This window comes from Azospirillum isscasi, assembly GCF_030849505.1.
Taxonomy (GTDB): domain Bacteria; phylum Pseudomonadota; class Alphaproteobacteria; order Azospirillales; family Azospirillaceae; genus Azospirillum; species Azospirillum isscasi.
In genome coordinates this window covers 1-26,951 of record NZ_JAUJFI010000014.1, presented here as the reverse complement: position 1 = coordinate 26,951, position 26,951 = coordinate 1, and the positions used below count along the sequence as shown (strand labels likewise).

Genomic DNA, 26,951 nt, shown 5'->3' with positions numbered 1-26,951 from the left:
GCCAACTCTGCTCTGCTTCGGCACTTCACGCCTCACATTTGCAGCGGGCAATGAGGAATGGTCACGCACCGCAAGAGCTGATCTGGCTCGGCACCGCTCCTTGACGAAGTTGCGCCTTAGCTGCGACAACAGAGCCCCCAACCGGAACAGCGGGTGGAATCTTTCTACCTTTGCCAATTCGCCGATGGCACAGCGCTCTGCACAGGATCTTCCATGGCCAGAACCGACGCCTTCATAGTAATGCCCGACTCCGCCACCACCGGCGACCTGGGGCGGCGGTCGCCGGCGGAGCCGTTCTACGGGCGCGTGGAGGAATGGAGCGGAACCCGCCTGACCGGCTGGGCGCTGTCGGTGGACCAGCCGGACGCTCCCGTCCCGCTCCGCGTCTCCGCCGGACCGGCCGATGCGCCAGCCACCGTCGTCGCCGTCCCGGACCGCGAGAGCGGCGTCTTGTCGCAGTTGCTCGGCCGGCCGGTGCGCTGCGGCTTCGAACTGGACCTCACAGCCCTGTTTCCCGGCCTGGACCCGTCCCGGACACCGGTGTCCGTGCGGATCGCGGCAACCGGCCACCTCCTGGAGAACGGCCTGTCCGCGCCCACTGCCCGCAAAGTGGAGGCCAACATCGACAGCGTCGAGGGGCCGCGGATCGTCGGCTGGGCGGTCAACACCGAGGACGAGCGGGAGGCTGTGGAGGTCGACGTCGTGGTGGACGGCGTCACCGCCGCCAGGGTGGTGGCCAACCAGCAGCGCCGGGATCTGCTGTCGCGCTTCGCCACCTGCGATCACGGCTTCGAGGTGCTGCTGTCCGTCCGGTCGGGGCGGACGCTCGAACTGCGCGACCGGCGCGACGGCGCCGTCCTCTTCGGCCCCCTTCCCATCGCCCTGGACGAGGCCAACACCATCCCGGACGACCGGCTGGCCGACCGGCTGGACGAGCTGGCCGAAGTTCTTCGGGAGATCCGGGCCGAGGTGCCGCGGCGCCGCCACGCCGCCGCCCGCTCCGTCGCCGATTACACCGCCTACTTCAACGAGTGTTACGCCGAGACCGCCGCCCGCCGCCTGCGGCTTTCCACGCGCGCTGCCGGCCTGCCGGCGCGTCCGCTCTTCTCGGTGGTGATGCCGGTCTGCGATCCGCCGCTGTGGATGCTGGCAGAGGCGATCGAGTCCGTGCGCGCCCAGGCCTATGGGCATTGGGAGCTGTGCATCGCCGACGATGCGTCCCGCGACGACGCCGTCCGCCTGCTGATCCGCCGGGAAGCCGCGCGGGATTCCCGCATCCGGGCCGTGTTCGGCGAAACCCGCGGCGGGGTGAGCGCCGCCACCAACCGGGCTTTGTCGCTGGCGTCCGGCGATTATGTGGCCTTCCTCGACCATGACGACCGGCTGTCCGCCGACGCGCTGCTGTGCATGGCCGAAGCCCTGTGCCGGGAACCCGTGCCGGTCCTGTACAGCGACGAGGACCGCATCGCGCCCGATGGCCGCCACGTCGCCCCCGCCTTCAAGCCGGACTTCGACCCCGAGCTGCTGACCGCCATCAACTACGTCTGCCACCTCCTGGTGGTCGAACGGCGGCGCCTGCTGGAGGTGGGCGGGCTGCGCGAGGGGACCGAGGGCGTCCAGGACCACGATCTGGTGCTGCGCCTGCTGGAGCGCGTCGGCGCCGCCGGCATCCGGCACGTTCCCCGCATCCTCTACCACTGGCGCATCAACCCCGCCTCGCTGTCGGGAGCCGGCGATCCCGCCGCCATCCTGGCCGGCATCGGGCGCGTGGTCGGCGAGCATCTCCAGCGGACCGGCTCCCGCGCCACGGCCACGGCCGACCACGAGGCCCACAGCCGCTCCGGCGGGCTTTTCTCCGCCCGCGTCCGCCATCCTCTGCCGATGCCCGCCCCGGCGGTGTCCATCGTCGTGCCCACCAAGGACGCCGCCGGGCTGGTGGGCGATTGCGTGTCGAGCCTGCTGGCCAAGACCGATTACCCAAACTACGAAATCGTCCTGGTCGATCATGACAGCGCCGACCCGCGCTCGCGCCCGTTCTTCGACAGCCTTGCCCGGGACCCGCGGGTGCGCGTCGTCGACTTCCACGGCCCGTTCAACTGGGCCGCGATCAACAACGCCGCGGCGACGGCCTGCCGGGGCAGCGCTCTATGCTTCCTCAACAACGATGTGGTCGCGATCACCCCGTCCTGGCTGAGCGAGATGATGTCCTTGCTCGTCCGTCCCGGCGTCGGGGCGGTCGGGGCGAAGCTGCTGTACCCCAACGGAACGATCCAGCACGCAGGCGTGGTGCTCGGCGCCGGGGATGCCGCCGGGCAGGCCGCGGGCCACGCCTTCGTCGGCCTCGGCGCGGAAGAGCCCGGCCATCTCGGCCAGGCCATGCTGCCCCGCACCGTCTCGGCGGTCACCGGCGCCTGCCTGCTGACCTCCCGCAACGCCTTCGAGGCGGTCGGCGGATTCGACATGGTCCACCTGCCGGTGGCCTATGCCGACGTGGACTATTGCCTGAAACTCCAGCAGGCGGGGCTGCGCGTGCTGTGGACCCCGCACGCCCGGCTCCATCACTTTGAAACCCAGACCCGCGGCACGGACGACACGCCGGAGAAGATGAAGCGCCTGGCCGGCGAAGCCAGCCACTTGCGCACCCGCTGGGGCGACCGGCTGCGCAACGACCCCTTCTACAACCCGCATTTCGAGCCGCTTGGCCCGACCTACCGGTTGCTGCGCCCTCCCCCCGGCGACGCCGACGGCGTTGGAAGCCCATAAGTCCTGCGCTGAGGTGCTCCCCGTTCCCCGGACAGCCGGATAAGCTTGGTTCGCCCACGAGGAAGAGCGGCCCCGATGACGGGGAAGCGGCACGCGATGATCGGCCGGTGTGGCCGTGGAGCGGGATTTTTTTGCGCAAGGCCTCCGGTCGATGAACACGGGCCATCCTGACCAGTGTGGGGCCGCGATATCACATGCATTCCCATGCGCCGCGGCTTTCTGTCCCTGACACGGACCTGAACCAAGCTTGTTCCAGCCGCCGAACCGTCCGGAAAGCGGGGACCGCCTCAGAAAAACCCGTTCAGCGGATGCATAACCCTTGACGATACAAGGGTATCTATCTCTTCAATTCTTGGCATTGTACTCCACGCGGTCCTTGCAACAGGACCCGAAAAGGCCAGCCATAAAGATTGTTCTCCGGACGGAACACCAAGGGGCAGTTTCCCGCCAGCCGCGGCATGAGGGGCATCAATGCCGTGCGTGGAGGGTCTGATGCGCGCCGGCCGCGCGGCTGGGAAGCAGCCTGCCCTGCTTTTGCCCCCATCGGGTTTGTCGGGCCCGCCGGTTTGGTCCGAAGGATTGGGATCATCGCTCCGGCAGCCTGCCGAAAGTACGGCCCCTCGAGAATGGAACAACTTTCCACCGAATCCACTGTCACAGTATAAGCACATTGACACTAACAATGGAATCACGCACACATAGCCCACTTCTGCATGAGCCGTATGGTCAGGAACAGGGAGTTGCCCTAGCGTTTCACACGCCAGGCAACATGCCTCAACCGAAAATTGGCGACGCACAACATCATACTTGCACAGATTTTATTCATGTTCAGAAAGCGAAATCTTACGAAGAGATCCAGAAAAAGATAGATAAACATAATGTTATTTCTGATAAAATTTTTTGGCTCCTTGCACGCCTGCACGTAATCCTGAACAGAATGAGGTTTTGCGCCGTGATCCGCATGAATGCGACATCGGACATCTCTCTGCCCAGCGGGCAAGGATGCCGGCGCAAAGCCCATTGCCTTCGTGAGTTGTGCCCGAGCCGCCGGAGCCGTCCACCCGACCTCCGGCCCTTTGGAGCGCGGCTGCCGCTCAGACCCCGATTATAAGCCAGTCTTGCTCCCGGCAAAACCGGGACTGCTTTCAAGAAGCAACGACATATACCGGCACAAGATGACACTGAAAATGACTCAACAGACGAATATCATCGGCAATCTTGATTCTGTAGATTTTAACGAAAATTACGGCTACTGCTTGTCCGGCTGGGCCGCCGACAACGTCAGAACCGATCAGAAGGTCGCCGTCAGCGTCATCGCGGACGGACAATGCATCGCAACGTCCACGGCGCGCTATTACCGGCGCGATCTTTTCGAGAGCGGCAGGGGCTGCGGCTTTCACGCATTCTCCATCCTGATCCCGATGGAGCATGTGCCCCACCACGCGCCGCGGGTCTTCCACGTCGTCGCCGGCGGCGAATTGATCGGCAGCGCTTCCATCAGCCCGTCCGACCGCCCGACCCCGCTCCGCGCGCTGTTCGGCGGGCGGAGTCCGGCGAGCCTGGCCGATGCGGGAATCGCCCCGGAGGACCGGCCGGTCGATGCCCTCGGCGATGTGGCCATGCTGGCCGGCGGCGGGATCTTCGACGCCCATTGGTATGGGCAGCTCTACCCCGACGTCGCCGAATGGTGCCACGAAACCGGGGCATCGCCCCATCTGCATTACCTGTTCATCGGCCGCGCCCAGAAGCGCCTGCCCCACGTTCCCATGAACGAGTCATGGTATGTGGAGCGGTACGGAACCGTCATCCGCGGCATGCGTGGGGTCCGCGCGGCCAACCCGGTCGATCATTATTACGTCGCGGGAAGCGTGTTCCGGTTCGACGCCGTCCCGGGATTCGACGAACAGTCCTACCTGTCCATCAACGATGACGTTGCCGACTTGGTGGAAGAGCGCCACCTGGTCAGCGGTTACCGCCATTACCTCATGTTCGGCGCCGCCGAAGGCCGCTCCACGGCGCCGTGGAGCGCGCTGCCGCAGCTCCGCCTCCGTGATCTGCTGGACCGGCCCGAATTTGCCGCCATGGTCAGCGGCGAACTCAACGGCGGGCCGGCAGTGCCCGGCCCGACCGGACGGAACTGGGCGGCGACCAACGCCAGAAGCCTGTCCGCGGGTCCGGCGACGGCCAGCTTCGCCGAGGCAATCTACCGCGCCCACCGTCCCGACGTGTCCAACGCCATCGCCAGCCGCCAGCTTCCCTGCGCCGCCGAACACTGGCGCAGCCATGGGCTGCTGGAGGATCTGACCGGAACCGCGCCCCGCATCCCGGGCTATTGCGAGAACCGATACCTTTCAAACAATCCCGACGTGTCGGAGGCCGTGTCCAATGGCGCGATCCCTTCGGGATACCACCATTTCCTCAGCCACGGCCATCTGGAAGCGCGCAAGGGCGGGCTCGATCACGGCGAACCCGCCCCGCGGACCATCGCGGTCAACGACATCGTGCAGCGGATCGCCGCCCGGGACGGCTGGCCGACGATCTCCATCGTCATGCCGGTCTATCAGACGCCGGAACGCTGGCTGCGGGGGGCCGTCGATTCCGTGCTCGCTCAGCTTTACCCGTTCTGGGAGCTGTGCATCGCCGACGACGCCTCGCCCAGCCCGCATGTCCGGGAACTGCTGGCCGAATTCGCCGCGCGCGACTCCCGCATCCGCGTCACGACCCTGCCGGCCAACGGCGGCATCTCCGCCGCGTCGAACGCCGCCCTGTCCCTGGCCAAGGGCGAATGGATCGCGCTGCTCGACCACGACGATCTGCTGACGCCGGACGCGCTCTATGAGATTGCCGCGGCCGTCGTCGAGCACGAGCCGGACGCCGTCTATTCCGACGAAGACAAGATGAGCGTCGACGGGCGCTTCTACGATGCGACTCACAAGCCCGGCTGGTCGCCCGACCTGCTGCGCAGCACGATGTACATCGGGCACCTGACCTGCTACCGCGCTTCCGTCGTCCGCTCGGTCGGCGGCTTCCGCAGCGCCTATGACGGAACGCAGGACTACGATCTGGCGCTCCGCGTCGCGGCGGTGACCGAACGCTTCGTCCATGTGCCGAAGATCCTGTACCACTGGGTGGCCATTCCGGGATCGACCGCCGAGGTCCTGTCGGCCAAGAGCTATGCCGTGGAACGGCAGAGGAAGGCCATCGAGGACGCCGTGGCCCAGCGGGCGGCCACGCCCTTCGAGGTGCGCCCCCACTGGTCGACGGGCAATTGGCGCGTGGTCTACGCACCGCCCGCCCAGCCCCCCTCCGTCAGCGTCGTGATCCCCACGGCGGGCCGGAAGGGCGAGATCTCCGGGATGACCATCGATCTCGTAACGAACTGCGTGATGAGCCTCTTCGGCAGCGAGTGCTACGGCAATTTCGAGGTCGTCGTCGTCCACAACGGCGAGCTGGAGGACTCCACGCTGCGCTTCCTGCGCGCCTTCCCGAACGTGCGCGAGTTCAACGCCCAGCGCCCGGTGTTCAATTTCTCGGAGCGCGTGAACATCGGCGTGCAGCAGGCACGCGGCGACTATGTTCTTCTGCTCAACGACGACATCCAGGCCATCTCGACGCATTTCCTGCGCGACATGGTCGGGCTGGCCTCGCAGCCGGGAGTCGGCATCGTCGGCCCGCGCCTGCTGTTCGCCAACGGCACGATCCAGCACATCGGAATCATGCTGCTGAACGGCAGCCCGACCCACGCTCTGATCGGCGAGCACCGCCTGTCGCCGGGGCCGCAGGGAATCGCGCAGCTGACGCACAACGCCGCCGCGACGACCGCCGCCTGCCTGCTGGTCTCCCGCAGGCTTTACCAGGAGGTGGGGGGCTTCGATACCGGCCTCTGCCTCAACTACAACGACGTCGATTTCTGCAACAAGGTGCGGGCGAGGGGGCTGCGGATCGTCGTCGATCCCGCCATCGAGCTGTATCACTTCGAGTCCCTGTCGAAGGAAGGAACCTTCAACTGGGAATTGCAGAACTTCATCCGGCGCTGGGGCATCGAGCGGGACCCGAACGTCAACCCGAACTTCTCGACCGCCACCCCCTTCTACGAGATCGCGCGCACCCCCACGGACCGGCCCGTGCGCGACGTGGAGGAGCAGATCATGACGCGCATCGCCGCGTCGCGGACCCGGCCTCCCGTCGAGGAGTCGATCCGCTTCTCCTTCTTCATGAGCACCTACAAGCAGCCGATCCGGTTCCTGCGCGAGATCGAGAAGACGATCCTCAACCAGTTCTACCGGAACTTCGAATGGGTGATCGTCAGCGACGGCGACCACCGGCCCGAGCTGCTGGACTGGCTGCGCGACGTGTCCGCCCATGACAACGTAAAGGTCATCGTCAGCCCGGAGAACCGCGGCATCATGGCCGGATACGGGCTGGCCTTCCGGGAAACCTCCGGCGATTACGTCCTGCCGGTCGATGCCGACGATTTCCTGACGCTCGACGCGCTCCAGGTCATGGCGGAGCACATCCACGCCAACGGCTTCCCCGCCGTGCTCTATTCCGACGAGTTCAAAAGCAACCCGCAGTCCCGGCTGTTCTCCCCGTTCCACAAGCCGGACTTCGACTGGGTGCTGCACATGAACATCTGCTTCACCTGCCACCTCTGCGCCCTGCGGCGCGACGTGGCGGTGGAGATCGGCGCCTACACCGACCTGCGGGCGACCTGGAGCCACGATTGGGACACCTTCACCCGCGTCGAACGGGCGGGCCATAAAATCGTCCATGTTCCGCACCTGCTCTACGCATGGCGGATCAACCCCGGCTCCACCGCCTCCGTCGAGACCAGCATGAAGCCGGAGGCGCTGGACAGCCAGCGGCACGTCCTGGAGCAGCATCTGGCCCTGACCGGGCGCGACCGGAAGCTCGCCGTCGTCGAGAACACGCTGTTCCCCCATCCCGGAATCTGGCGGCTGGCACCGGCGGACGGCGTGTCCGCGCCCATGGCGATGGTGATCGAGGCCGGACCGACGATCGACGAGACGGTGGAGAAGGCCATCACCACCCTCCTGATGCAGCGCAGCCCGTCGTCCGGTCCGGTCCGGGTGCGGGTGGCCTCGTCCGAGGACGCGGAGCGGCTGAAGGCCCTTCTCGACCGCCGGGGGGCCGGCTGGACCCTGGCGGGCCTGACCCTGCACGACGCCCCGCTCGCCACCCTGCTCGCGGGCGCCTGCGCCGAGGCCGATTTCGTCGCCTTCGTGCAAGCCGGCTGCGTGCCGGCGAAGACCGGCACCCTGCGTGAACTCGTGGGGCTGCTGAACGGGGTGGAGGACGCGGCAGCCATCGGCGGGCGCGTCCTGAGCCCGGATGGCCGCGTCGCCTGGGCCGGCGGCTTCTTCGGGTTCGGCGGCTTCCTGGCCACCGCGGATTACGGACGCGACGCGGACGACGGCGGCTATCACGGCATGGCCTTCTGCCAACGGTCCGTGGACGGCGTGTCGTCGAGCCACTGGCTGGCCCGCAGCGACTTCCTGAGCGGCCTCCTGCGGCAGCTTCCCCGCGACGCCACCGCCGGACAGATCGCCGGCGCCATTGCGCTGCGCGCCCATGGAGACGGCAAACGGGTGCTCTACACGCCGTTCAGTGCCTGGAAACTGGCGAAGCCCGCCTGCATCCAGCCGCCGCCGCCCAGCGGGACGCTGCTGGCGGCTCTCAATGTGGCGGTGCCGCGGACGAGCCGCTGGTACAACCCCCGCCTCTACCCGCAGACGGGGCAGAGCTACTTGCCCCGCGGCTACGACGCCTGATCGCCGTGCGGCGGGGGCGCCTTGCCCCCGCCACTTGCGGAGAGCGCCGGCATCCCGTGGCCGGTCACGCGCAGCAGGGCGGACAGGGCCGCCTCCGGGGTGATGGTGGAGACGATGAAGCCGTTCGGCCAGTGGCGCAGCCGCTCGGCGGGCGCGCCGATGTCGAAGACGCCGACCGGCAGCCCCAGCCCGACCACCTCGTCCAGCACGTAGCAGTGGGTTTCCGGCCAGACCGACGGCAGGAAGACCGCGTGGCAGCCGCGGGCGGCGAGCAAGCCGGCCAGCCGCTCCGGCTCGTAACGGCCGTTGTCGTGCAGGTGCGGGGAGACGACCGGCTGGTCGTTGTCGCCGAACAGCTCGAACAGGATCGGCAACCGCTGCGTCTCCGCCAGCCGCACCATCGCCTTCAGGATCCCCGACCCCTTGGCGACGTTGATGCCGCCGACCACCGCCACGCGGGCGATCCGATCCGGAGCGGGCGGCGGCAGGGGCGTCACGGTCACATGGTCGGCCAGATGCGGGATGATCCGCAGACGGTCATCGCGCAGGACGAAGGCCCGCCGGAGCGTGGCGAGCGCGCTTCGGGAAAAGGTGACGTGGCGGTCGGCGAGGTCGAAAAGCTCCTGCCACGCCCGGCGGTAACCCACGATGTCGAAGCCCTCGCCCGGAGGCCCTTCCCCGCCGGGGTGGCGGAAATGCCGGTTGGCCGGCGCGCAGGTCCGGCAGCGTCCCGGTGCCGGCACGCCGCAGAAACGGTCCTCCGCGTCGATCAGGTTCAGCGAGGGGCAGACCGGGAAGAAATCGTGGTGCATCAGGCGCAACGGCACCCCACGCTCCCGCCGGAGGGTCCGCAGGAATCCCATCACCGCGTCCGGCGCCGCGTAGCCGACCAGCGAATTGACGACCACCTCCGCCAGCGGCAGGGCGGCGGCGAGGGCGCCGAGATCGGCGAGATCGTTCGCCGGGAAGCGGAAGGCGGCCTCGCGGTGCAGCAGCTCGATGTCCAGCGCGCCGTCCGGCATTCCCAAGGCCGGTTCCACGCAGGGCCGCACCAGCAGCACCGCCCGCCCCTGCGCGTGCAGGCGCGCGATCTCCTTCACGCGGAAGGCGGCGGCCCCGCCGTGGCCGGCGTGGTCGAAGAGAAGCACCGTCTGCGGACGGCCCGCCGCCGCCGCGCCCAGGATGCGGACCGCCGCCGCGGCGCGGATGGGGCGCAGCGGGTCGGCGCGGATGAAATCCTGCACCTCCGCGTCGAACTCCGGGTAGCGCTGCCGGATGATGTCGCCCGACGCCTGGATCTGGGCTTTCTTCTCCGCGCTGGAGAAACTGCCGCCGTGCCGGTGGTGGACATAGAGGTTGGGCACCGCGGCGTTGGTGAATCCGCGCCGCATGGCGCGCCGGCACCAGTCCACCTCCTCCCCATAGCCGCGCCCGAAGGCCTGCTGGTCGAAAACGCCGACCTCGCGCAGCGCCCGGCGGTTCAGCGCCATGCAGAAGCCGACTCCCGTCGGCACCTCCACCGGGGGCAGATCCCCCAGGGCCGCGAAGCCCGCGTCGATCTCCGCCACCGTGGCGCCGAGGAAGGGGTCGTTGTCCTCCGGCATGGCCGGGAAGCCGCAGATGGTGCCGGCGTTGGTGAAGGGGGTGGTGCTGGCGATGGACGGCGTCGCCTCGATCGGCCCGACCAGCCGCTCCAGCCAGCCCGGCGGCACCTCGACGTCGGTGTTCAGCAGGACGACATGCCCGTCGGGATTCAGCCGCTCCGCCATCTCCAGCCCGGTGAGCACGGCCTTCAGATACCCCTCGTTGCGCGGCTTGGCGACGACCGTCACATGGTCGAGGGCGGTGCCGAGCGCCACCAGGAAGGCGGAGATGCTGCGGTCGGGGTTGCCGTCGTCGATGAAGACGATGTGGTGCCGGGGATCGACCGTCTCGATCAGCGCGTGCGCCAAAGGGGTCAGGAAGCGCTTGCCGCCATACACCGGTACGATGATCGTCACCGGGGCGATCGTCACCGGGGCGATCGTCACAGAAGCGCCCGTCACAGAAGCGCCCGTCACCGGGGCGGTCGCGACGGGAGCGGCGATGGCCGGAAGACCGGCATCCACCGCGTTCCGCGCCCGCGTCAGCGGCGCCGGCAGGGCGGCGGCGTAGCGCAGGCCGCGTTCGGTCAGGAAGCGGTACTCGACGGCCGTCGGCGCGCGTTCGCAGGCGACCTGCCAACTGCGCAGCGACAACCCCTCGCGCAGCATCAGGGGAATGATGCACTCCTCCCCCCCGGCGGTCAGCCGCAGGACGACCGCCGAGGTGCTGAGCGGCACGGCCGCGAGCACCACGAAACCCGAACGGTCGGCCAGAGGGTTGCCGAGGGCGAGGCCGACGTCGTGCCGGTCGATCCCCCTCCGGACATGGAGAGCGGACGGGGAATTCCCCCGGTCGATCACCACGTCGAAGCCGCACAGGCCATGCGTCCGGTGAAAGGCCCAGCCCTCGATCCGAAGCTCGGTGCCGACCTCGATGCGTTCGATGTAGTGGTCGAATGGTTCGGGCGTCGTCATCCCCGCATACCCCCGTCGTTCCGCGCCCGGCGTCAGCCGCCGAAGATGATGTCCCGGTCGTCCGGGGAAAGGATCAGGTCGGTGTCCCAGGGCATGACGCCGCGGACCGGGCCGTCCTGCACGCAGCGGACCTCGGTGTAGTCGAGGCCGCGCAGGGTCGCGATGAACCAGAAGAAGGTGTCGGGCATGCCCGCGGGCGCCAGATTGACCACGCGCGCACCGGGCGGGGCGAAGGCGATGTTGGTCATCGCCGCCCCCATCACCCCGACGATCCGCGAGGCCCCCTTGAACAGGGCGACCTGCTCCGGCAGGGACAGCATCCCCGGTTCGACCAGCCGGTAGCCGTGAGCCTCCGCATGGGCGGCAAGCGCGTCCTCGTCCACGACGCGGCGGAAACCGGTGGAGCGGCGGGTGACGAACAGCCGGTCCGCGCCGGCGGGCGCCGTATCCCGGGCCATGGCGTCCACCCCCTCCAGGACGAGCGGCGACATGTAGCCCCCATGCTCGCTCAAGCCGTCCACCAGAAGCAGGTCGGCGAAGCGGCGCGGCGCGTCGTTGGCGACGATGGTCCGGGCGAGGTCGATCCCCAGCATGGACAGGGAAAAGGCCATGGCGTTGTTCAGATGCCCGGGCGCCTGCGCCACGAGGAACCGCGCGTCCAGGTCCGGCAGACGGCTGTGGACGAGATGCGCCTTGGGCAGCATCTCCATCATCCAGTGCCCATAATTGCCGATGCCGCGCTTCTTGCACAGCAGGACCGGCCCTTTGCCGTCGGCGCCCCGCTCCCGCTCCGGCCAGGCCGCCATGGCGGCCAGCACGGCGGCGTGGGCCTCCTCGATCTCCGCACCGGAATGCTGGGTGATCGTTTCGTGGTAGAGACGGCCCTCCCGGTCGAAAACCAGCCCTTCCCGGGCCACCCAGACGTCGGACAGGCGCGCCACGCGCACCGGCCGTTCCGGAAAGCGCGGCGTTCTCCACGCCCATTCCATGACGTCGAGGACGGGCTGGGGGATCAGGTCCTTGTGGAGAATCCGGGGATAGGCGGCGTCGAAACCCGGCGAGGCGAGGGTCAGGATGACGGCATCATCGGGCAGGCTGATCTGTGTCGGGGGCATCCGGGAGGCATTCCATCGCAGGCCGTGCGCCGCGCCATCCCGGCGGAAAGCCCCCGCGCGGCACGGGGGCCTCCGGACCGGGCGGGCGAAACTAGGAGCGGCCGTAATGGTCGTCGAAACGGACGATGTCGTCTTCGCCCAGATAGGAGCCGGACTGCACCTCGATCAGGTTCAGCGGCACCTTGCCGGGATTCTCCAGCCGGTGCAGGGTGCCCAGCGGGATGTAGACGGACTCGTTCTCGCGCAGCAGGATCTGCTCATCGCCGCGGGTGACGAGCGCGGTGCCGTTCACCACCACCCAGTGCTCGGCGCGGTGATAGTGCTTCTGCAGCGACAGGCGGGCACCCGGCGCCACCGTCAGGCGCTTCACCTGGAAGCGGTCGCCGGCGTGCAGGGACTGGTAGAAGCCCCAGGGACGGTGCACCCGGCGGTGCAGCAGCGGCTCGCTGCGGCCCTGCGTCTTCAAGTGCTCGACCAGCGGCTTGATGTCCTGCGCCCGGTCCCTGGCGGCGACCAGGATGGCGTCCTCGGTGGCGACCACCACCGCGTTCTCCATGCCGAGCAGGGCGACGAGCGCGCCGTCCTCGCTGCGGACGTAGCAGCCGCGGCTGTCCCAGGCGACGGCGTCACCGTGGCAGACATTGCCGCCCTGGTCTTTCTCCCCGATCTCCCACAGCGCCGACCAGGCGCCGACGTCGGTCCAGCCGATGCTGCAAGGCACCACGGCGGCGGCCTCGGTGCGCTCCATCACCGCATAGTCGATGGAGATGTTGGGAGAGGCCGCGAAGGCCTCCTCGTCCAGGCGGAAGAAGTCGAGGTCGGACCGGCCCCGGGCGAGCGCCGCCCGGCAGGCGTCCAGGACCGCCGGCGCCCAGCGCTCCAGCTCGTCCAGATACTGGCGCACCGGCAGCAGGAACATGCCGCTGTTCCAGAAGAAGTCCTTCTCCGCCAGATAGCGCTCGGCCTGCTCGCGCGGCGGCTTCTCCACGAAGGCGGCGACGCGGAAGGCGCCGTCATGATCCTTCACCATCTCGCCGCGGCGGATGTAGCCGTAGCCGGTTTCCGGTGCGGTCGGGACGATGCCGAAGGTGGTCAGAAGCCCCGCGGCGGCGGCGGCGGACGCCGTGGCGACGGCCTGGAGGAAGGCGCCCTGGTCCTGGATCGCGTGGTCCGCCGGCAGCAGCAGGATCTGACCGTCGGGGTCCTGTTCCGCCACGATCAGGGCGGCGACCGCGGCGGCGGGGGCGGTGTTGCGCCCAACCGGCTCCAGAACGATCCGCGCCGCGCCGCGCCCGGTCTGACGCATCTGCTCGGCGATGACGAAGCGGTGCTCCTGGTTGCAGACGATCAGCGGATCGGCGAAGCGCGCCGCGTCCGATACCCGCCCCGCGGTGTCCTGCAGCATCGAGCGTTCCGAACAGAGCGGCAGGAACTGCTTCGGATACTGCTCCCGCGACATCGGCCAGAGCCGGACCCCGGCACCGCCGGACAAGATCACGGGATGTATCCGGCTGTTCTGGGAGGCGTTCGTCATGGCTGGCGAAACTGCACCTTTGGTTAAGAACTCGACTCCCTGTGTAGAGGTTTTGCCGCAGGCATGCTACAGCGAAATCCGGCACCTTGCGCCCTCGCCGGCGGTGGGGCCGCCGCGTCGACGGGCCGGCGTTCCGGAGCCCGAATCCAGGGGGAAGCGACGATCACGGGCATGCTTGGAGGACGGTCCACGGAAACCGGCGGCGGAGAGACCGCACCGGCCGTGACGGAACAGGGCGCCACCCCCCTCTTCACCATCATCACCCCCTGCCTGAACCGGGCGGCCCTGATCGCGCAAGCCGTGGACAGCGTGCTGGCCCAGGACGGGGTGACGGTGGAGCACATCCTGGTGGACGGCGGCTCCACCGACGGCACGCTGGAGGTGCTGGCGCGCTACCCGCATCTGCGCGTGCTCAGCGGCCCCGACCGGGGTGTCTACGACGCCATCAACCGCGGGCTGGCCATCGCGCGCGGGTCGATCATCGGGCATCTCAACAGCGACGACCTCCTGCTGCCGGGGGCGCTGTCCGCCGTGGCCCGCGCCCTGGCCGCGGCGCCGGACGCCGACGCGGCCTGCGGGGGCGCCACGGTCGTGGCCGCCGGTTCCGACGGGGTCGGGTCGGGGCACGACGTCTGCGGCTACGACGATCCGGGCTTGAAGGCGCTGCGCCCGGCCGATCTGTGCCGGGGCGTGCCGATCATCAACGCGCGCTTCTTCCGGCGCGGCCTGTACGAGCGGGTCGGCACCTATGACCCGTCCTACCGCTACGCCGGCGACCGCGAGTTCCTGATCCGCGCCTGGACCGCCGGCATGAAGACAATTCCGGTCCCGGACCGGGTTTACGTCTACCGCCAGCACGCCGGCTCGATGACCATCGTCGGCGGCATGCGACACACGGTCCCATGGCTCGGCGAGCATCTGCGGATCGCCCGCCGGGTGATGAACGATCCGGCCAGCCCACCCGCCCTGCGCCGCGAGGCGCGGGACTGGCACGCCTTCGAGGTGGGCCGGGCCGCCGTCCGCGCTCTGGCCGCCGGGGCCGCGGGGACGGCGGCCCGGCTGGCGGTCGGCGGCACCGCCGCGGACCCCCTCTGGGCGGCCCGTTTCGCGTTTCAGGCAACCGGCTATTGCCTTCGCCACTATTGCCTTCGCCGCCACGAACGGGCAAAGGAACCCCCCGGTACATCCTGATACCCCCCGCCTTTCCAGCCGAGTCCCTCTTCATGTCCTTCCCGCAGTCCTCGTCCACCACCGGCTTCACCGACATCGTCGAGCGGCTTGCCAGCACCGAGCCCGTCGCCCGGATTCTGGCCGTCGGCGCGGGACCGGGACGGGACGCCCTGCTCCGCGGAATGGCGCGCAACCCGCTGCGCCCGACCCTGGCGAGCGCACGGGCCGGAAACGGAGAGACGGACGACGTCGCCATTCCGCTTCCGAACGCCCACGAGATCGGGGAGACCTGGCTGCGGTTCCGCAACGATGCCGATCTGCCGCCGCTGGCCGATCTGCTCTCCGAACTCGAACAGGACATGAGGGGGCATTCCGCCGCACCGGCCGGGGCCGGCGCCCAGCGTCCCCGCGGCGGCTTCGGGCTGCTGATGATCGAGGAGGCCGGCTTCGCCGGGCTGCGCGCGCTGGACCGGGCCGACGACACCGCCACCGTGGTGATCCGGGCCGGCGGCGGCAGCGGCTGGGTGATGCGCCGCCGCCTGCGGAAGGAGTCCGGCTGGGAAATGATCGCCCAGGGCGAGGATTGGGCGGCCTTCCGGCGGTCCCCGCTGGAGTCCGAGACGGGCCTGCCGATCCATTTCTTCACCATCGTCCTGAACGGCGAGCCCTTCATCCGCTACCACGAGGCGGTCTTCGCCTCGCTGCCCCTGCGGTGGCACTGGCACATCGTGGAAGGCGTGGCCTCGCTGTCCCACGACACCGGCTGGAGCCTGGCGTCGGGCGGCCGGGTGCTCGACAGCGTGCACGACCGGGGCCGCAGCAACGACGGCACCTCCGGCTATCTGGACGAGCTGGCCGCCCGTTATCCGGACCGCGTCACCATCCACCGCAAGCCGCTGGACTCCTTCTGGGACGGCAAGCGCGAGATGGTCAACGCCCCCCTGCCCCACATCCGCGAACCCGGCCTGCTCTGGCAGGTGGACGCCGACGAGCTGTGGACGGCGGAGCAGATCCGCACCGTCCACGCCATGTTCGAGGCCAACCCGAAGCGCACCGCCGCCTTCTACTGGTGCGACTACTTCGTCGGGCCGGAGCGGATCATCAGCACGCGGCACAACTACGCCCAGAACCCGCGGCAGGAATGGCTGCGCACCTGGCGTTTCGAGCCCGGCATGGCCTGGGCGGCGCACGAGCCGCCGACCCTCGTCGGGGCCGACGGAAAGGATCTGGCCCAGATCGACCCCTTCACCCAGGACGAGATGGAGGAGGCCGGCGTCGTCTTCCAGCATTTCGCCTACGCGACCGAGGCGCAGGCCGCCTTCAAGGAAAGCTATTACGGCTACAAGGACGCCCGTGCCCACTGGCGCCGCCTTCAGGAGGAGGTGACGGGGTCGGCGCTGCTGCGCGATTACCTGCCCTGGGTGAGCGACGAGACCCTGGCCGACACCGCCGCCTCCCGCGGCGTGGTGCCGATCGCCGTGCCGGACGACGCCGCAGGGAACGGGGCAGGGAACGGGGCCTGGCGCTTCCTCGATCCCGCGGAGGTCGCGGAACGGCGCAAGGCCCTGACGGCGGTCCACCCGAAGATCCTGGTGGACGGGGTCTTCTACCAGCATCTCGGTTCGGGCATCGCGCGGGTCTGGACCGCGGTGCTGCACGCCTGGGCGGCCTCCGGCTTCGCGGAGCATGTCGTTCTGCTCGACCGCGCCGGCACCGCGCCGCGCATCCCCGGCATCCACACCCGGACCATCCGCGCCCACGACAAGGCCTCCCCCGGCGCCGACAGCCTGCACCTGGAACGGATCTGCCGGGAGGAGGGGGCCGATCTCTTCGTCTCGACCTACTACACGGCGCCGACCGCCACGCCTTCCGTCTTCATGGGCTACGACATGATCCCGGAGGCGCTGGGCTTTCCGCTCGCCGACGAGACGTGGCGGGAGAAGCACCGGGCGATCCTGCACGCCTCGGCCCACATCATGATCTCGAAGAATTCCGCCCGCGACCTGGAGCGGCTGTTTCCCTCGGTGCCGGCGGGCAGCACGGCGGTGGCCTATTGCGGGGCGGGCGACGCCTTCCGCCCGGCGGAGGCGGCGGAGGTGGACGCCTTCCGCAAGGCGCACGGGCTGACCGGCCCTTATGTGCTGATGGTCGGCGAGCGGTCCGGCTACCAGGGCTACAAGAACGGCCTGCTGCTGTTCCGCGCGCTCGGCCTCGGCGATCCCGCGACCCGCGGCCTGACCGTGCTGTGCGTGGGCGGGGCCAAGGAGGTGGAGCCGATGTTCCGCGCCCTGGCTCCCGACACCCGGACGCTGCGCCTGTCGCTGAGCGACGAGGAGTTGCGGCTGGCCTACGCCGGGGCGGAGGCGCTCGCCTACCCGTCGCGCTACGAGGGCTTCGGCATGCCGGTGGTCGAGGCGATGGCCTGCGGCTGCCCGGTCATCACCTGCGCCAACTCCTCGCTGATCGAGGTGGCCGGAGACGCCGCGCTGTTCGTGGGCGAGGACGATGCCGCCGGCGTGGTGGCGGCCATCGCGGCGGCCCGCGACCCGGAACGCCGCGCCGGCCTCGTCGCCCGCGGGCTGGAGCAGGCCGTCCGCTTCACCTTCCGCGACATGGCCGCAACCATGGCCGCCCACCTGCTGGACAGCGCGGAGAAGCTGAAGGACGGGCGGCTGTCCCCGCCGCCGCCGGTGTGGCAGGAGTTGCGGACCGCGCAGGCGGTGGGCATGGCCAGCGGCGCCGGTGACGAGGACGATGAGTCGCCCTGGGTGCTGCGCCGCCGCCTGGAGCGCAGCGAGCAGCATCTGCGCACGGTCCAGAACGAGCTGACCAGCATGCAGAACAGCCCCTTCTGGCGGCTGCGCGCGGTCACGCTGGGCGTCCTGGTGCGGCTCGGCGTGAACTGGCGGCGCTGAGCCGCGGCATGCGTGTCCTCTTCGACGACCACATCTTCTCCATCCAGCGCCACGGCGGTGTATCGCGCTGCTTCGCCGAGATCATCACGGAGCTGCGCGCCCGTCCCGGCGTGCAGGTGCTCCTGCCCTTCCGGCAGATCATCAACAGCCACCTGATGGACCAGCCGGGCCTGGACGTCCGGAATTTCCTGGGCAACCGGCATTTCCCCGGCAAGCGCAGCCTGCTGCGCGCCCATAACCGCAGGCTGATCCGCCGGGCGCTGAGCCGCGGGGCCTTCGACGTTTTCCACCAGACCTTCTACGACACCGAGCTGACCGGCCTCCTGCATGGGCGCCCCATGGTGGTGACCGTCCACGACATGGCGCCGGAGCTGATGCCGGAGATCTTCGCCAAGCCGGAGGAGATCCACCCCGGCAAGCGGGCGCTCTGCACCGCCGCCGCCGCCATCGTCGCGGTGTCGGAGCACACCAAGGCCGATCTGGTCCGGCTTTACGGAATCGATCCGGCGCGGGTGGAGGTGGTGCACCACGGCCTGTCGCGGGACGCCGTGTGGGTGCCGGGGCGCCGGGCGGGGATCGCGCTGCCGGACCGCTACCTGCTGATCGTGGGCCGGCGCGACGGCTACAAGAACTTCGCAGGCGCGGCGCGGCGCCTGGCCGCCCTGCTGGCGTGCCGGCCCGATCTGCATCTGGTCTGCGTCGGCGGCGGCCATATCCTGGATGAGGAGCGCCAGCCCTTCCTGGAGGCCGGATGCGCCGACCGCCTCCACCAGCGCACGCTGGCCGCCGGCGACCTCGCCTACGCCTACGCGCACGCAACCGCCTTCGTCTTCCCGTCGCTGTACGAAGGGTTCGGGTTGCCGATCCTGGAGAGCTTCGCCAACGGCTGTCCGGCGGTGCTGAGCGACCGGAGCTGCTTCCCCGAGATCGCCGCCGACGCCGCCGTCTATTTCGACCCCGCCAATCCCGAAAGCCTGACGGAGGCCCTGGAGCGGGTGCTCGACGACGGCGCCCTGCGCCGCAGGCTGATCGCCGGGGGGCGCCGCCGCGTCCAGGACTTCACATGGCCGGGGGCCGCCGACCGGCTGCTGGCCCTTTACCGCCGCCTGCCCGCCCACCGCTGACGCGGGCGGCCGTCAGAAGGCGCGGACGGCGCAGCGGGCCAGGAAGCGCGCGGTGCGCGTCGGCGACCAGGAGAAGGCGCGCCCGATGTGGCTGAGGGCCTTCGCATGGGCGTCCTCGTGCACGGCGGCGACCGCCTGTTCGATGGCCAGGCTGGCCCGGAAACGCCGCAGCCCCTCCGGCCCGGCGACGCGCAGAACCCGGTCGGCGTGCAGCCCTTCGAGGCGGCCGATGGCGACGGCGACCGGACCCGAGCGCGCGGGCCGTCCCACATGCACCACCGCCCCCAGCACCGGCAGGCAGTCGAAGGTGAAACGCTCCATGCAGCGCAGGAGCCAGTCCCAGTCCTCGAGCCGGGGCAGCGTCTCGTCGAGCGGGCCGACGGCGGCGAAGCAGTCGCGCCGCACCATGAGGGTGGAGCCGGGGGAGACGTAGCAGCCGTCGAGAATCGTCTCGAACCAGGTTCCTTCGGGCTTCGGCCACCGCTTCATGCAGCGGCCGGTTTCCTCCCGGTGCAGGATGAAGCCGGTGCACAGCGCCTGCGGTGCGTCCGGCCCGCGTTCCAGCGCGTCGATCTGGGCGCGGAGCTTGCCCGGCAGCCATTCGTCGTCGGAATCGAGGAAGGCGATGTAGCGGCCGCGCGACGCCTCCACCCCGGTGTTGCGCGCCGCCGCCGCCCCGCGGTTGGTCTCGTGCCGGACCGGGCGGATGCGCGCATCGCCGAAGGAATCGGGAATATCCAGGCTGCCGTCGGTGGAGCCGTCGTCCACGACGATCAATTCCCAGGACGCGATGTCCTGCGTCAGCACGCTTTCGATGGCACGGCGCAGCGTGTGAGCCCGGTTGAAGACCGGTATGACGACGCTGACCAGAGGCTCTTCCATCGACGATCTCGTTCGCGGCACGGCAACCGTTGCGCTCCGACCATAGGGCAGCACCCTGCGCGACGGGAAGGGGCGACGCGCACTGTGGATCGATTTCCGAACCGGTGTGCCCCCCATCCCTCACAAGCGCGAACCGGAGAACCGGCTCAGACGCTACGGTTCTTCAAGGACAACTCCAGGTGGCGCAAAATCAGTTCGGTGTCGTAGTCGCTCGACTGCTTCACCACCCGCTCCCAGTAGTTCAGCAGCGGAATGCGCGCCGGATTCTTCTGCAGCAGGTCGCGTTTCAGGAACGGAAAATCCATCTGGGCGATCAGGTAATCCCAGAAGAAATGCGTCCCGTTCAGCGGCACGCCGGCGTTGATGGTGCGGAAGACCTGCTGGATGAAGGACTTGCGCACCGGGTCCAGACCGTCGCCGGCGATGTTGCGCTCCACCACCGCCTCGATCAGGGCGGTCGCCGCCTGACGGTAGGGGAAGGCGGCGCGGCAGCGCAGGCCGGCGCGGCGCAGCGCACGGGTCAGCCCGATCTCGTATTTGCGGACGATCCAGGTCTTGGACTGGACGTAGCGCAGCCGGCCCCAGAAGGCTCCGAAGACCGGAGAGGCGAGCGCCGCCTTGTGGAACAGCAGGAAATAGCTCTGCAGGTGGAAGGAGAACTCCCAACTGTCCGACGCGCCCCAGACGTCGGCATCCTGCGGGTCCATGCGCTCCAGCAGGCCCGCCAGATGGTGCAGCGGGCCATAGACGCTGTCGTTGGCGAGCAGCAGCATGTCCAGCGCAGACGGATCCGGAACGGCGGCGATGCCCTCCTTGTAGGCGCCGAAGTCGTAGCCGACGTTGTCGCGCCGGAGGATGAGCGCGCAGATGTCGCGCAGCGGCTCGATCTGGGAGTCGGCCAGACGCGGGGAATTGCTGGAAAAGACGATGGCGAAGCCGAGCGCGTGGAGCTGGCGCAGGTAATGCCACACGAAATCATGGACGACGCCCTGCCGGTCGTAATGCACGAACACCACCACGCGGCGCGCCCCGGCGAGCGGCACCCGCCCGTCCCAGCGCTCCCGCACATAGCTGTCCTTGCGGAAGGCGCTGACCGCGTAGGAGACATAGCCGGCGAGGATCTTGCTCTGCACGATCGCCCAGGCGATCACGAAGCGCAGGCGGAAGGGAAGACGGATCAGGGTGCTCAGCATGGGGGCGTTTCCGTCCTCTGGCTCGCGGTCAGGTGGGCAGGCGCTGGGTGCGGACCAGAAGCTCCGTCCGCGCCCGCAGATCGAGCGACACGGACGGCAGGCCGGCTTCCGGCTTCAGCAGGCCGCGCAGGGCCTCGCCCGCCTCCTCCTTTTTTCCGGCGTTGACCAGCGCCTGCCCCTGGTGGAACAGCGCCGGCCACACAAGGGCCTGGACGATCGGCGCGGTGGCGCGGTCGGGAAGTTCCAGGCAGGCGCGGTGGGCGCGCCCGAAGAAGGCCGCGGCGCTGCGCGGCGCCTTGCGGTGGTTCAGCGTCAGGATGCCGAGCGCGAAGGCGGTGGAGGCCAGAACGGCGCCGCTCTCCGGCAGGGCGGCTTCCACCGCCGCGGCCAGCCGGTCCGCCGCCCCGTACTGGCCGAGATTGACCAGATCCACGAAGATCTTGCGCTGCGCGTCCTCCAGGATGTCGCCGGGAATGCGCTCGCGCAGCAGCGGGCTTTCGAGGGTGCCGAGCCCGGCGGCGCCGCCCGCCGCGCGGTCCGGAGCGTCCCAGGCCAGCACGTGCGGGATGTTGGCGCGGGCGCGCCAGGACAGCTCCTCCGTCTCGCCGTCGTCGGCGCCGATGACGTGCAGGGCCGCGCGCATCCGCTCCCCGGCGAGCGCCGAGGCCTCGAACCACAGCGCCGCCAGATCGCGGCGGCCGTCGAGCTGCCAGGCCAGCATTCCGTGGAAATAAAGGATGCCGCACAGGTTGAAGGGCGCCGTCGCGTGGTAGGGCTCGACCCCCTGCGGCACCGGGGCGGCCTTCAGATGGGCCAGCAGGGCTGCGGGGTCGGACAGGTCGAGATGGTCCCAGCGCAGGCGCAGCGCCTCCGCCACCTGATCCGCGGCACCGCGGGCGGCGGCGTAGTCGCCGGCGTGGGTCAGTTCCTTCAGCAGGCGGTAGCGGTAGCCGAGGCCGAGCGGCGACGCCGGGTCCAGCGTCGGGATGCGCGTCTCCAGGTAGGAGCGGTAGAGCCGGCGGTCGTAAGGGCGGTCGAAGTCGACCGACAGCGTCCCCGGCGAGGCGGCGGCCAGCAGCGAATGGCCCTGGTCGACCACACGGACGTCGGCGAAGCCGGCGCGGCGCAGGATCGTCTCCATCCCCTCCTTGCTGAACAGCACGAAGTGATAGCCGGGGCTGAGAAGCGACAGCAGCGTGCCGGGCCGGGTGCCGGCATGGATCGCCCCGGCGCTCGGCGTGGTCAGCATCAGCGTGCCGCCGGGGGTCAGCACGGTGCGCAGCAGAGCCAGCAGGCTGATCGGGTCGAAGACATGCTCGATGACCTCGGAGCAGAAGACGAGGTCATGGGGTTCCCCGGCGTCCTCCGGCTTCTCCAGATAGCTGTGGGAGATGTCCACGCCCAGCGTCTGCCGCCCTTCCTGGGCGCTGAAGCCGGGGTCGAAGCCGCGGACCTGCCAGCCGAACACCGTCCGCGCGTAGTCGAGCAGGAGGCCGTAGCCGCAACCCAGCTCCAGATAGCGCTTCACCTGCGACGGCTCGACCGAGGACAGGACGCGGGCCATGCTGTCGATGCCGGCGTTCTGCTCCAGATAGCAGGCGACCAGGGGGTCGAACACGGCCTCGTAGGGCGGCTGGGTCAGCGTCGGGTAGGCGGCGGTGCCGCAGGCGCTGCACACCACCAGCGACTGGACCGGGTTCGGCGGCCAGGGCGAACGGACCTTCAGGCGCACCGGCTTGGCCGCCGCGTCGCCACAGGCCGGGCAGACCGCCGGCATCGTCTCGCCGCCGTCTTCCCACGACACGGAATCCCACGAGATCGTATCCATCAGTCCCCTGTCCCCAAAAAACGGTGTCCCGAAATACGGTATCCACCCGCAACACTGCGGGATGACCTAAGAGAAACACTCGGCAAAGCGCAATGCCTTTGATGCCCCGCCTTTGATGCCGCGTTCAGCCGCGCTGCGGGTAGTGCTTGGCGCGGTTTTCCGACGTGTCGCGGTCGGTCGGCCAGGCCACCGCGCCGTCCGGCAGGTCCCGCACCTTGCGCGCCAGAACGAAGGCGCCGCCGAAGGAGGAGACCAGCGGCATCAGCGCCTGCGCCGGCTGGCGCTGGTCCGGATAGATGCGCACGCGGCTGCTCAGCCCCGCGGCGACGACCTCGAAGCCCATGGCCGGGCCGAACAGCACCTTCAGCCCCTCGTCGCTGAAGCGCCAGAAGTCGTTCGGCTCCTCGTGCAGGGGCCAGGACTGGTGGGTCAGGTGATAGGTCAGGCCACCCACCTGCAAGGCCCGGTTCACGCCGTAGGCGAACAGCCAGGGCTGGGCCAGATGCTCCATCACCGACAGCGAGAAGACCGCCCCGGCGGCCTCCTTCCCGATCAGGTCGTGGATGTAGTGGGCGTCGCCGACCACGTCGACGTTGGGGGCGGCGTGGATGTCCATGCCGATGTAGCGCTCCGCCCCGGCGAAGGCGGCGCGCAGCGGGCTCATCTGCGAACTGACCACGCGGGCGCCGACCTCGGCGACGACCAGCTTGCGCTCGTTCACCGCGCGCTGGAAGTCCTCGAACGCCCGCTCCGCGGCGCCGTGCTCCGGCTTGGGGTCCTGCCAAGCGCTGCCGTCGGTCAGGCAGTAGGGCTTGCGGGTGGCCTCGGGGGAGCGGGGAAGCTCGATCGTCTCGACGAAACGGTCGTCGGCGGTGATCACCTCGAAGGTTACCGGGGTGCCGGCCCGCCAGGGGAGATAGAGCTTGAAGCCGCTCTCCGCGCTGTTGGGGAACTCCGCGTAATGGGGCAGCACGTCGGGGCGCGGGGCGAAGCTGGTGATCTCATAGGCGTCCTCCCCCGCGGCGACGCGCAGGGTCAGGATCCGCCGCTCATAGGCGTGAATCCAGCCCTCCAGATAGGCGCCGTCGCGGTCGCACCAGAAGACCTCGACCGCGTAGACGAAGGGCTTGCGCGACGGCGGCGGCGGGGTCAGGCCGGTCCGCGTCAGGGCGGTGCGGAGGGTCCTGGCGGCGAGGCGGAGGGCGGAAGGGCGCTGTTCCATGCGACTGTCCTGGAAGGCTCCGCAGGCGGCACCGCCACCGGCGCGGGAAGGAGAAAACGGATCGCAACAGATAGGCGTTGTACGGCGCCGCTGTCAATTCGCGCCGCCCGCCGGAACCCACAGCCGCCCCCAGGCGGCCAGCACGTCCAGAAGAACCGCGCCGTTCAGCGCCATGAAGACGGCGAACAGCCCGAACCGCAGCCCGCGGCGCAGACCCGCCGGGTGCCAGGGTCCCGCCCCCGCGGCGAGCGCCAGGACAACCAGAACCTGTGCCGGCAGGAAGTAGCGGCCCTGGAGCCCCAGCACCGTGTCCGCCCCGACCGGGGTGAAGCCGACCCAGAAGGCCGCCATGACCAGCAGCACATAGGCCGGGGCCGGCAGCAGATAGCCCACCGCCACCACCGGATCGCGGCGGCGGGCCCCGTCGCACAGGGCCAGGGCCGGCAGGACCCACAAGGCCGCCAGGATCAGCCGGTCGTCGGCGTAGCCGCTCCAGGGCGGCGGGTGGCCGCCGTAGCGCCCGTAGCCGTCGCGCCACCACATGATCGCCCAGTCCCGCGTGGTGGTGGCGAAGATCCGCAGCGTCTCCAGCGGGTCGGCGCGCATGGCCGCGACCTGGGCCGCCGGGTCGGCGGCGGTGCCCCAGTAGGGGCCGGGGACGAAGGGATAGGCCATGTTCCACGCAAGCGCGATGCCCACCGCGAGGCCGAGGCAGAGCGCGGTCAGCGCGATCCGCCCCCGCGTCCCGCCCGCCACCGCGCCCGGCAGGTAGAACACCGCCGCGGCGAAGGGCGCCATGGTCAGCTTCAGGAAACCGAGCGCCGCCGACAGGACCAGCAGCCCCGCCACCTCCCAGGGCCCGAGCGGCGCGGCGCGGGCACGGAACCGCCAGACCAGGGCCAGCAGCAGGGCGGGAATGGTCAGGTTCAGGGGGTCGGCGCTGAGCGAACAGGCGCTCTGCAGGGCGACCGGCGACAGGGCGAGCGCCGCGAAGACCAGCCTCCCGCCGGGAAGCGCCCACAGCACCGCCAGCACCATCAGCCCATAGGTCACGGCGTTGCCGATCCGCCCCGCGTGCATCTGGTCGAGCGGACCCAGCCCCCAGGCGCGCGCCGCGGCGGTGAAGGCCGCCTGCGGCAGGTAGGCGAGCGGCGCGAAGCTGGCCGAGCTGGGAAAGGGCACCACCTCGTCCCGCGGCGGCTGGGCGGCGAGCTGGTCGGACAGGGCGCGGGCCTCCGCGGCGTCCACCGGAGCGTGCTTCTGGATCAGCACGATGTAGTGGAGCATGTGAAGGTAGCTGGCCCGGTCGATCGGCCCGCCCCAGGAGTTGGGGCCAAGCTCCTCGGCCAGGAAGCGGCCCTGGGCGATCTGCAGCACCCGCTGCCAGTGGAACGGCTCGTCCAGCCCGGCATAGGGCGGGGTCTTCACCAGAAGCTGCGCGCTGAACACCACATAGAAGAGCGCCGCGGCGGCATAAAGAAGTGCGGCGGCCAGCCGCGGACCGGACCGGGCCGGCTCATGCCGGGAGATCGTGCGCATGCGGCCGGGCATCCTCTCTTTTTTCTTCCTTCGCGGCGGACAGGCGTTGCCCCGGACGGGGAGAGCGCGGTAACAGACCACATTCCCCCGGCGGCTGGAACGCCGAATCGTCCCCGCACCGGCCATGATCCCAAGCGTCCGCATCGTCACCGTGAACTGGAACGCCGGGGACCTGCTGCGCGCCTGCGCCGCCTCGGTGCCGTCGGCGCTGACCGGCGCCGCCCCACCGGAAGGCATGGCGCTGGAAGGCATGGTGGTGGTGGACAACGCCTCCACCGACGGGTCGGCGGACGGGCTGGAGGCCGGCGCCCCGGTTGCAGGCGGCGGGCCGCCGACCGTCCTGCGCAACCCGGAGAACCGCGGCTTCGCCGCCGCCTGCAACCAGGGCGCCGCCGGATCGCGGGCCGACTGGCTTCTGTTCCTGAACCCGGACACCCGGCTGTCGGAACGGTCGCTCGCCCCGGCGCTCGCCTTCCTGGCGGAGCCGGCGCAGGCGCGCACCGGTATCCTCGGCGTCCGGCTGGTGGACGAGACGGGCCGGACCCAGCGGTCCTGCGCGCGGGCGCCGACGCCGGGCCGCATCCTCGCCCAGGCGGTGGGGCTCGACCGGCTGGCGCCCGGCCTGTTCCCGCCGCATTTCATGACGGAGTGGGATCATCTGGACAGCCGCCCCGTCGATCAGGTGATGGGCGCCTTCCTGCTGATCCGCCGCTCCCTGTTCGAGGAGCTGGGCGGCTTCGACGAGCGCTTCTTCGTCTATTTCGACGACGTGGACCTGTGCCTGCGCGCCCGGCGCGCCGGCTGGGAGGTGGTGCATTTCGCCGGGGCGGAAGCGTTCCACAAGGGTTGCGGCACCACCGACCAGGTGCGCGACCGGCGGCTGTTCTACGCTCTGCGCAGCCGGATCCTGTTCGCGGCGAAGCATTTCCACCCCGTGGCCGCGGGTCTGGTGACGGCGGCGACCCTGACGGTGGAGCCGGTGACGCGGCTGGTGCACGCGGTTGCGGCGCGGTCTCCGGCGGACGCCCGTGCCGTCCTGCGCGGCAGCGCGCTGCTGTGGCGGGCGCTGCCGGGCCTGCTGACCGCCCATGTGAAGGGAAAAAGTTAACGCAACTTTATTTTCTTGCCGCCACGTTGCGGCAACAGCCGCATGTCGGTGTGGGGCGCGGGTCGGACGTTCACGCGCCCGTTCCATCACAACAACCATGCCATGGAGCCGGAGCCTCCGTCATGACAACTCACCGCCCGCTCGCCTGCGTGATTCTCGCCGCCGGCAAAGGCACCCGCATGAAGTCGGACCTGCCGAAGGTCCTGCA

Annotated in this window: 15 protein-coding genes; 6 read left to right on the top strand and 9 right to left on the bottom strand. The window is 69.8% G+C overall.

The genetic code is table 11. The features are described from left to right. Positions 1–213 precede the first annotated feature (213 nt). Positions 214–2,763: a glycosyltransferase family 2 protein gene (locus QSG27_RS05150; RefSeq protein ID WP_306704065.1), complete on the top strand. Its 2,550-nt coding sequence runs from the start codon at positions 214–216 to the stop codon at positions 2,761–2,763. Positions 2,764–3,908: 1,145 nt separating this feature from the next. Here the strand turns inward: QSG27_RS05150 and QSG27_RS05145 are convergent. Beyond that, positions 3,909–4,163 (bottom strand): hypothetical protein, encoded by a 255-nt coding sequence (locus QSG27_RS05145; RefSeq protein WP_306704064.1) that lies wholly within the window; start codon positions 4,161–4,163, stop codon positions 3,909–3,911. Between the two features lie 30 nt (positions 4,164–4,193). Between QSG27_RS05145 and QSG27_RS05140 the strand changes: the two genes are divergently transcribed. Further along, the gene (locus tag QSG27_RS05140; protein ID WP_306704063.1) at positions 4,194–8,555 is read left to right on the top strand and encodes a glycosyltransferase family 2 protein; all 4,362 of its coding nucleotides are present in this window, start codon (positions 4,194–4,196) and stop codon (positions 8,553–8,555) included. Here the strand turns inward: QSG27_RS05140 and QSG27_RS05135 are convergent. From QSG27_RS05135 to QSG27_RS05125, 3 genes are all read right to left on the bottom strand, one after another. Beyond that, positions 8,543–11,113 (bottom strand): glycosyltransferase, encoded by a 2,571-nt coding sequence (locus QSG27_RS05135; protein ID WP_306704062.1) that lies wholly within the window; start codon positions 11,111–11,113, stop codon positions 8,543–8,545. The two genes, QSG27_RS05140 and QSG27_RS05135, sit on opposite strands and share 13 nt — an antisense overlap. Positions 11,114–11,145: 32 nt before the next feature. Further along, positions 11,146–12,228 (bottom strand): glycosyltransferase family 61 protein, encoded by a 1,083-nt coding sequence (locus QSG27_RS05130; protein ID WP_306704061.1) that lies wholly within the window; start codon positions 12,226–12,228, stop codon positions 11,146–11,148. 91 nt (positions 12,229–12,319) lie between these two features. Beyond that, on the bottom strand, positions 12,320–13,726 hold the full coding sequence (locus QSG27_RS05125; RefSeq protein ID WP_456062060.1) for a mannose-1-phosphate guanylyltransferase/mannose-6-phosphate isomerase: 1,407 nt from the start codon (positions 13,724–13,726) through the stop codon (positions 12,320–12,322). Positions 13,727–13,984: 258 nt separating this feature from the next. Between QSG27_RS05125 and QSG27_RS05120 the strand changes: the two genes are divergently transcribed. The 3 genes from QSG27_RS05120 to QSG27_RS05110 are packed head-to-tail and all read left to right on the top strand — an operon-like array spanning position 13,985 to position 18,971. Further along, positions 13,985–14,953, top strand: coding sequence for a glycosyltransferase family 2 protein (locus QSG27_RS05120; RefSeq protein WP_306704059.1), 969 nt, complete (start codon positions 13,985–13,987; stop codon positions 14,951–14,953). Positions 14,954–14,985: 32 nt separating this feature from the next. Then, positions 14,986–17,847 carry a glycosyltransferase family 4 protein gene (locus QSG27_RS05115; RefSeq protein ID WP_306704058.1) on the top strand — a complete coding sequence of 954 codons (2,862 nt, stop codon included), beginning with the start codon at positions 14,986–14,988 and terminating at the stop codon, positions 17,845–17,847. Positions 17,848–17,855: 8 nt separating this feature from the next. Next, on the top strand, positions 17,856–18,971 hold the full coding sequence (locus QSG27_RS05110) for a glycosyltransferase family 4 protein (protein ID WP_306704057.1): 1,116 nt from the start codon (positions 17,856–17,858) through the stop codon (positions 18,969–18,971). Between the two features lie 12 nt (positions 18,972–18,983). Here QSG27_RS05110 and QSG27_RS05105 read toward each other — a convergent pair whose 3' ends face one another. The 5 genes from QSG27_RS05105 to QSG27_RS05085 form a co-directional block, all read right to left on the bottom strand. Further along, positions 18,984–19,853, bottom strand: a complete 870-nt coding sequence (locus QSG27_RS05105; RefSeq protein WP_306704056.1) for a glycosyltransferase family 2 protein — start codon at positions 19,851–19,853, stop codon at positions 18,984–18,986. Between the two features lie 146 nt (positions 19,854–19,999). Next, positions 20,000–21,046: a rhamnan synthesis F family protein gene (locus tag QSG27_RS05100; RefSeq protein ID WP_306704055.1), complete on the bottom strand. Its 1,047-nt coding sequence runs from the start codon at positions 21,044–21,046 to the stop codon at positions 20,000–20,002. A 28-nt stretch (positions 21,047–21,074) separates the two neighbouring features. Beyond that, positions 21,075–22,874 (bottom strand): class I SAM-dependent methyltransferase, encoded by a 1,800-nt coding sequence (locus QSG27_RS05095; protein WP_306704054.1) that lies wholly within the window; start codon positions 22,872–22,874, stop codon positions 21,075–21,077. Positions 22,875–22,998: 124 nt separating this feature from the next. Further along, positions 22,999–24,096 (bottom strand): hypothetical protein, encoded by a 1,098-nt coding sequence (locus QSG27_RS05090; RefSeq protein WP_306704053.1) that lies wholly within the window; start codon positions 24,094–24,096, stop codon positions 22,999–23,001. Positions 24,097–24,189: 93 nt separating this feature from the next. Then, positions 24,190–25,635, bottom strand: a complete 1,446-nt coding sequence (locus QSG27_RS05085) for a DUF2142 domain-containing protein (RefSeq protein ID WP_306704052.1) — start codon at positions 25,633–25,635, stop codon at positions 24,190–24,192. A 124-nt stretch (positions 25,636–25,759) separates the two neighbouring features. Between QSG27_RS05085 and QSG27_RS05080 the strand changes: the two genes are divergently transcribed. Further along, on the top strand, positions 25,760–26,743 hold the full coding sequence (locus QSG27_RS05080) for a glycosyltransferase family 2 protein (RefSeq protein ID WP_306704051.1): 984 nt from the start codon (positions 25,760–25,762) through the stop codon (positions 26,741–26,743). Positions 26,744–26,951: the final 208 nt, after the last annotated feature.

Bases quoted from the DNA above. Each gene is read 5' to 3' on its own strand.
- QSG27_RS05150 (WP_306704065.1), top strand. From the start codon at position 214: ATGGCCAGAACCGACGCCTTCATAGTAATGCCCGACTCCGCCACCACC.
- QSG27_RS05135 (WP_306704062.1), bottom strand. From the start codon at position 11,113: ATGACGACGCCCGAACCATTCGACCACTACATCGAACGCATCGAGGTC.
- QSG27_RS05130 (WP_306704061.1), bottom strand. From the start codon at position 12,228: ATGCCCCCGACACAGATCAGCCTGCCCGATGATGCCGTCATCCTGACC.
- QSG27_RS05115 (WP_306704058.1), top strand. From the start codon at position 14,986: ATGTCCTTCCCGCAGTCCTCGTCCACCACCGGCTTCACCGACATCGTC.
- QSG27_RS05110 (WP_306704057.1), top strand. From the start codon at position 17,856: ATGCGTGTCCTCTTCGACGACCACATCTTCTCCATCCAGCGCCACGGC.
- QSG27_RS05105 (WP_306704056.1), bottom strand. From the start codon at position 19,853: ATGGAAGAGCCTCTGGTCAGCGTCGTCATACCGGTCTTCAACCGGGCT.
- QSG27_RS05100 (WP_306704055.1), bottom strand. From the start codon at position 21,046: ATGCTGAGCACCCTGATCCGTCTTCCCTTCCGCCTGCGCTTCGTGATC.
- QSG27_RS05095 (WP_306704054.1), bottom strand. From the start codon at position 22,874: ATGGATACGATCTCGTGGGATTCCGTGTCGTGGGAAGACGGCGGCGAG.
- QSG27_RS05090 (WP_306704053.1), bottom strand. From the start codon at position 24,096: ATGGAACAGCGCCCTTCCGCCCTCCGCCTCGCCGCCAGGACCCTCCGC.
- QSG27_RS05085 (WP_306704052.1), bottom strand. From the start codon at position 25,635: ATGCGCACGATCTCCCGGCATGAGCCGGCCCGGTCCGGTCCGCGGCTG.
- QSG27_RS05080 (WP_306704051.1), top strand. From the start codon at position 25,760: ATGATCCCAAGCGTCCGCATCGTCACCGTGAACTGGAACGCCGGGGAC.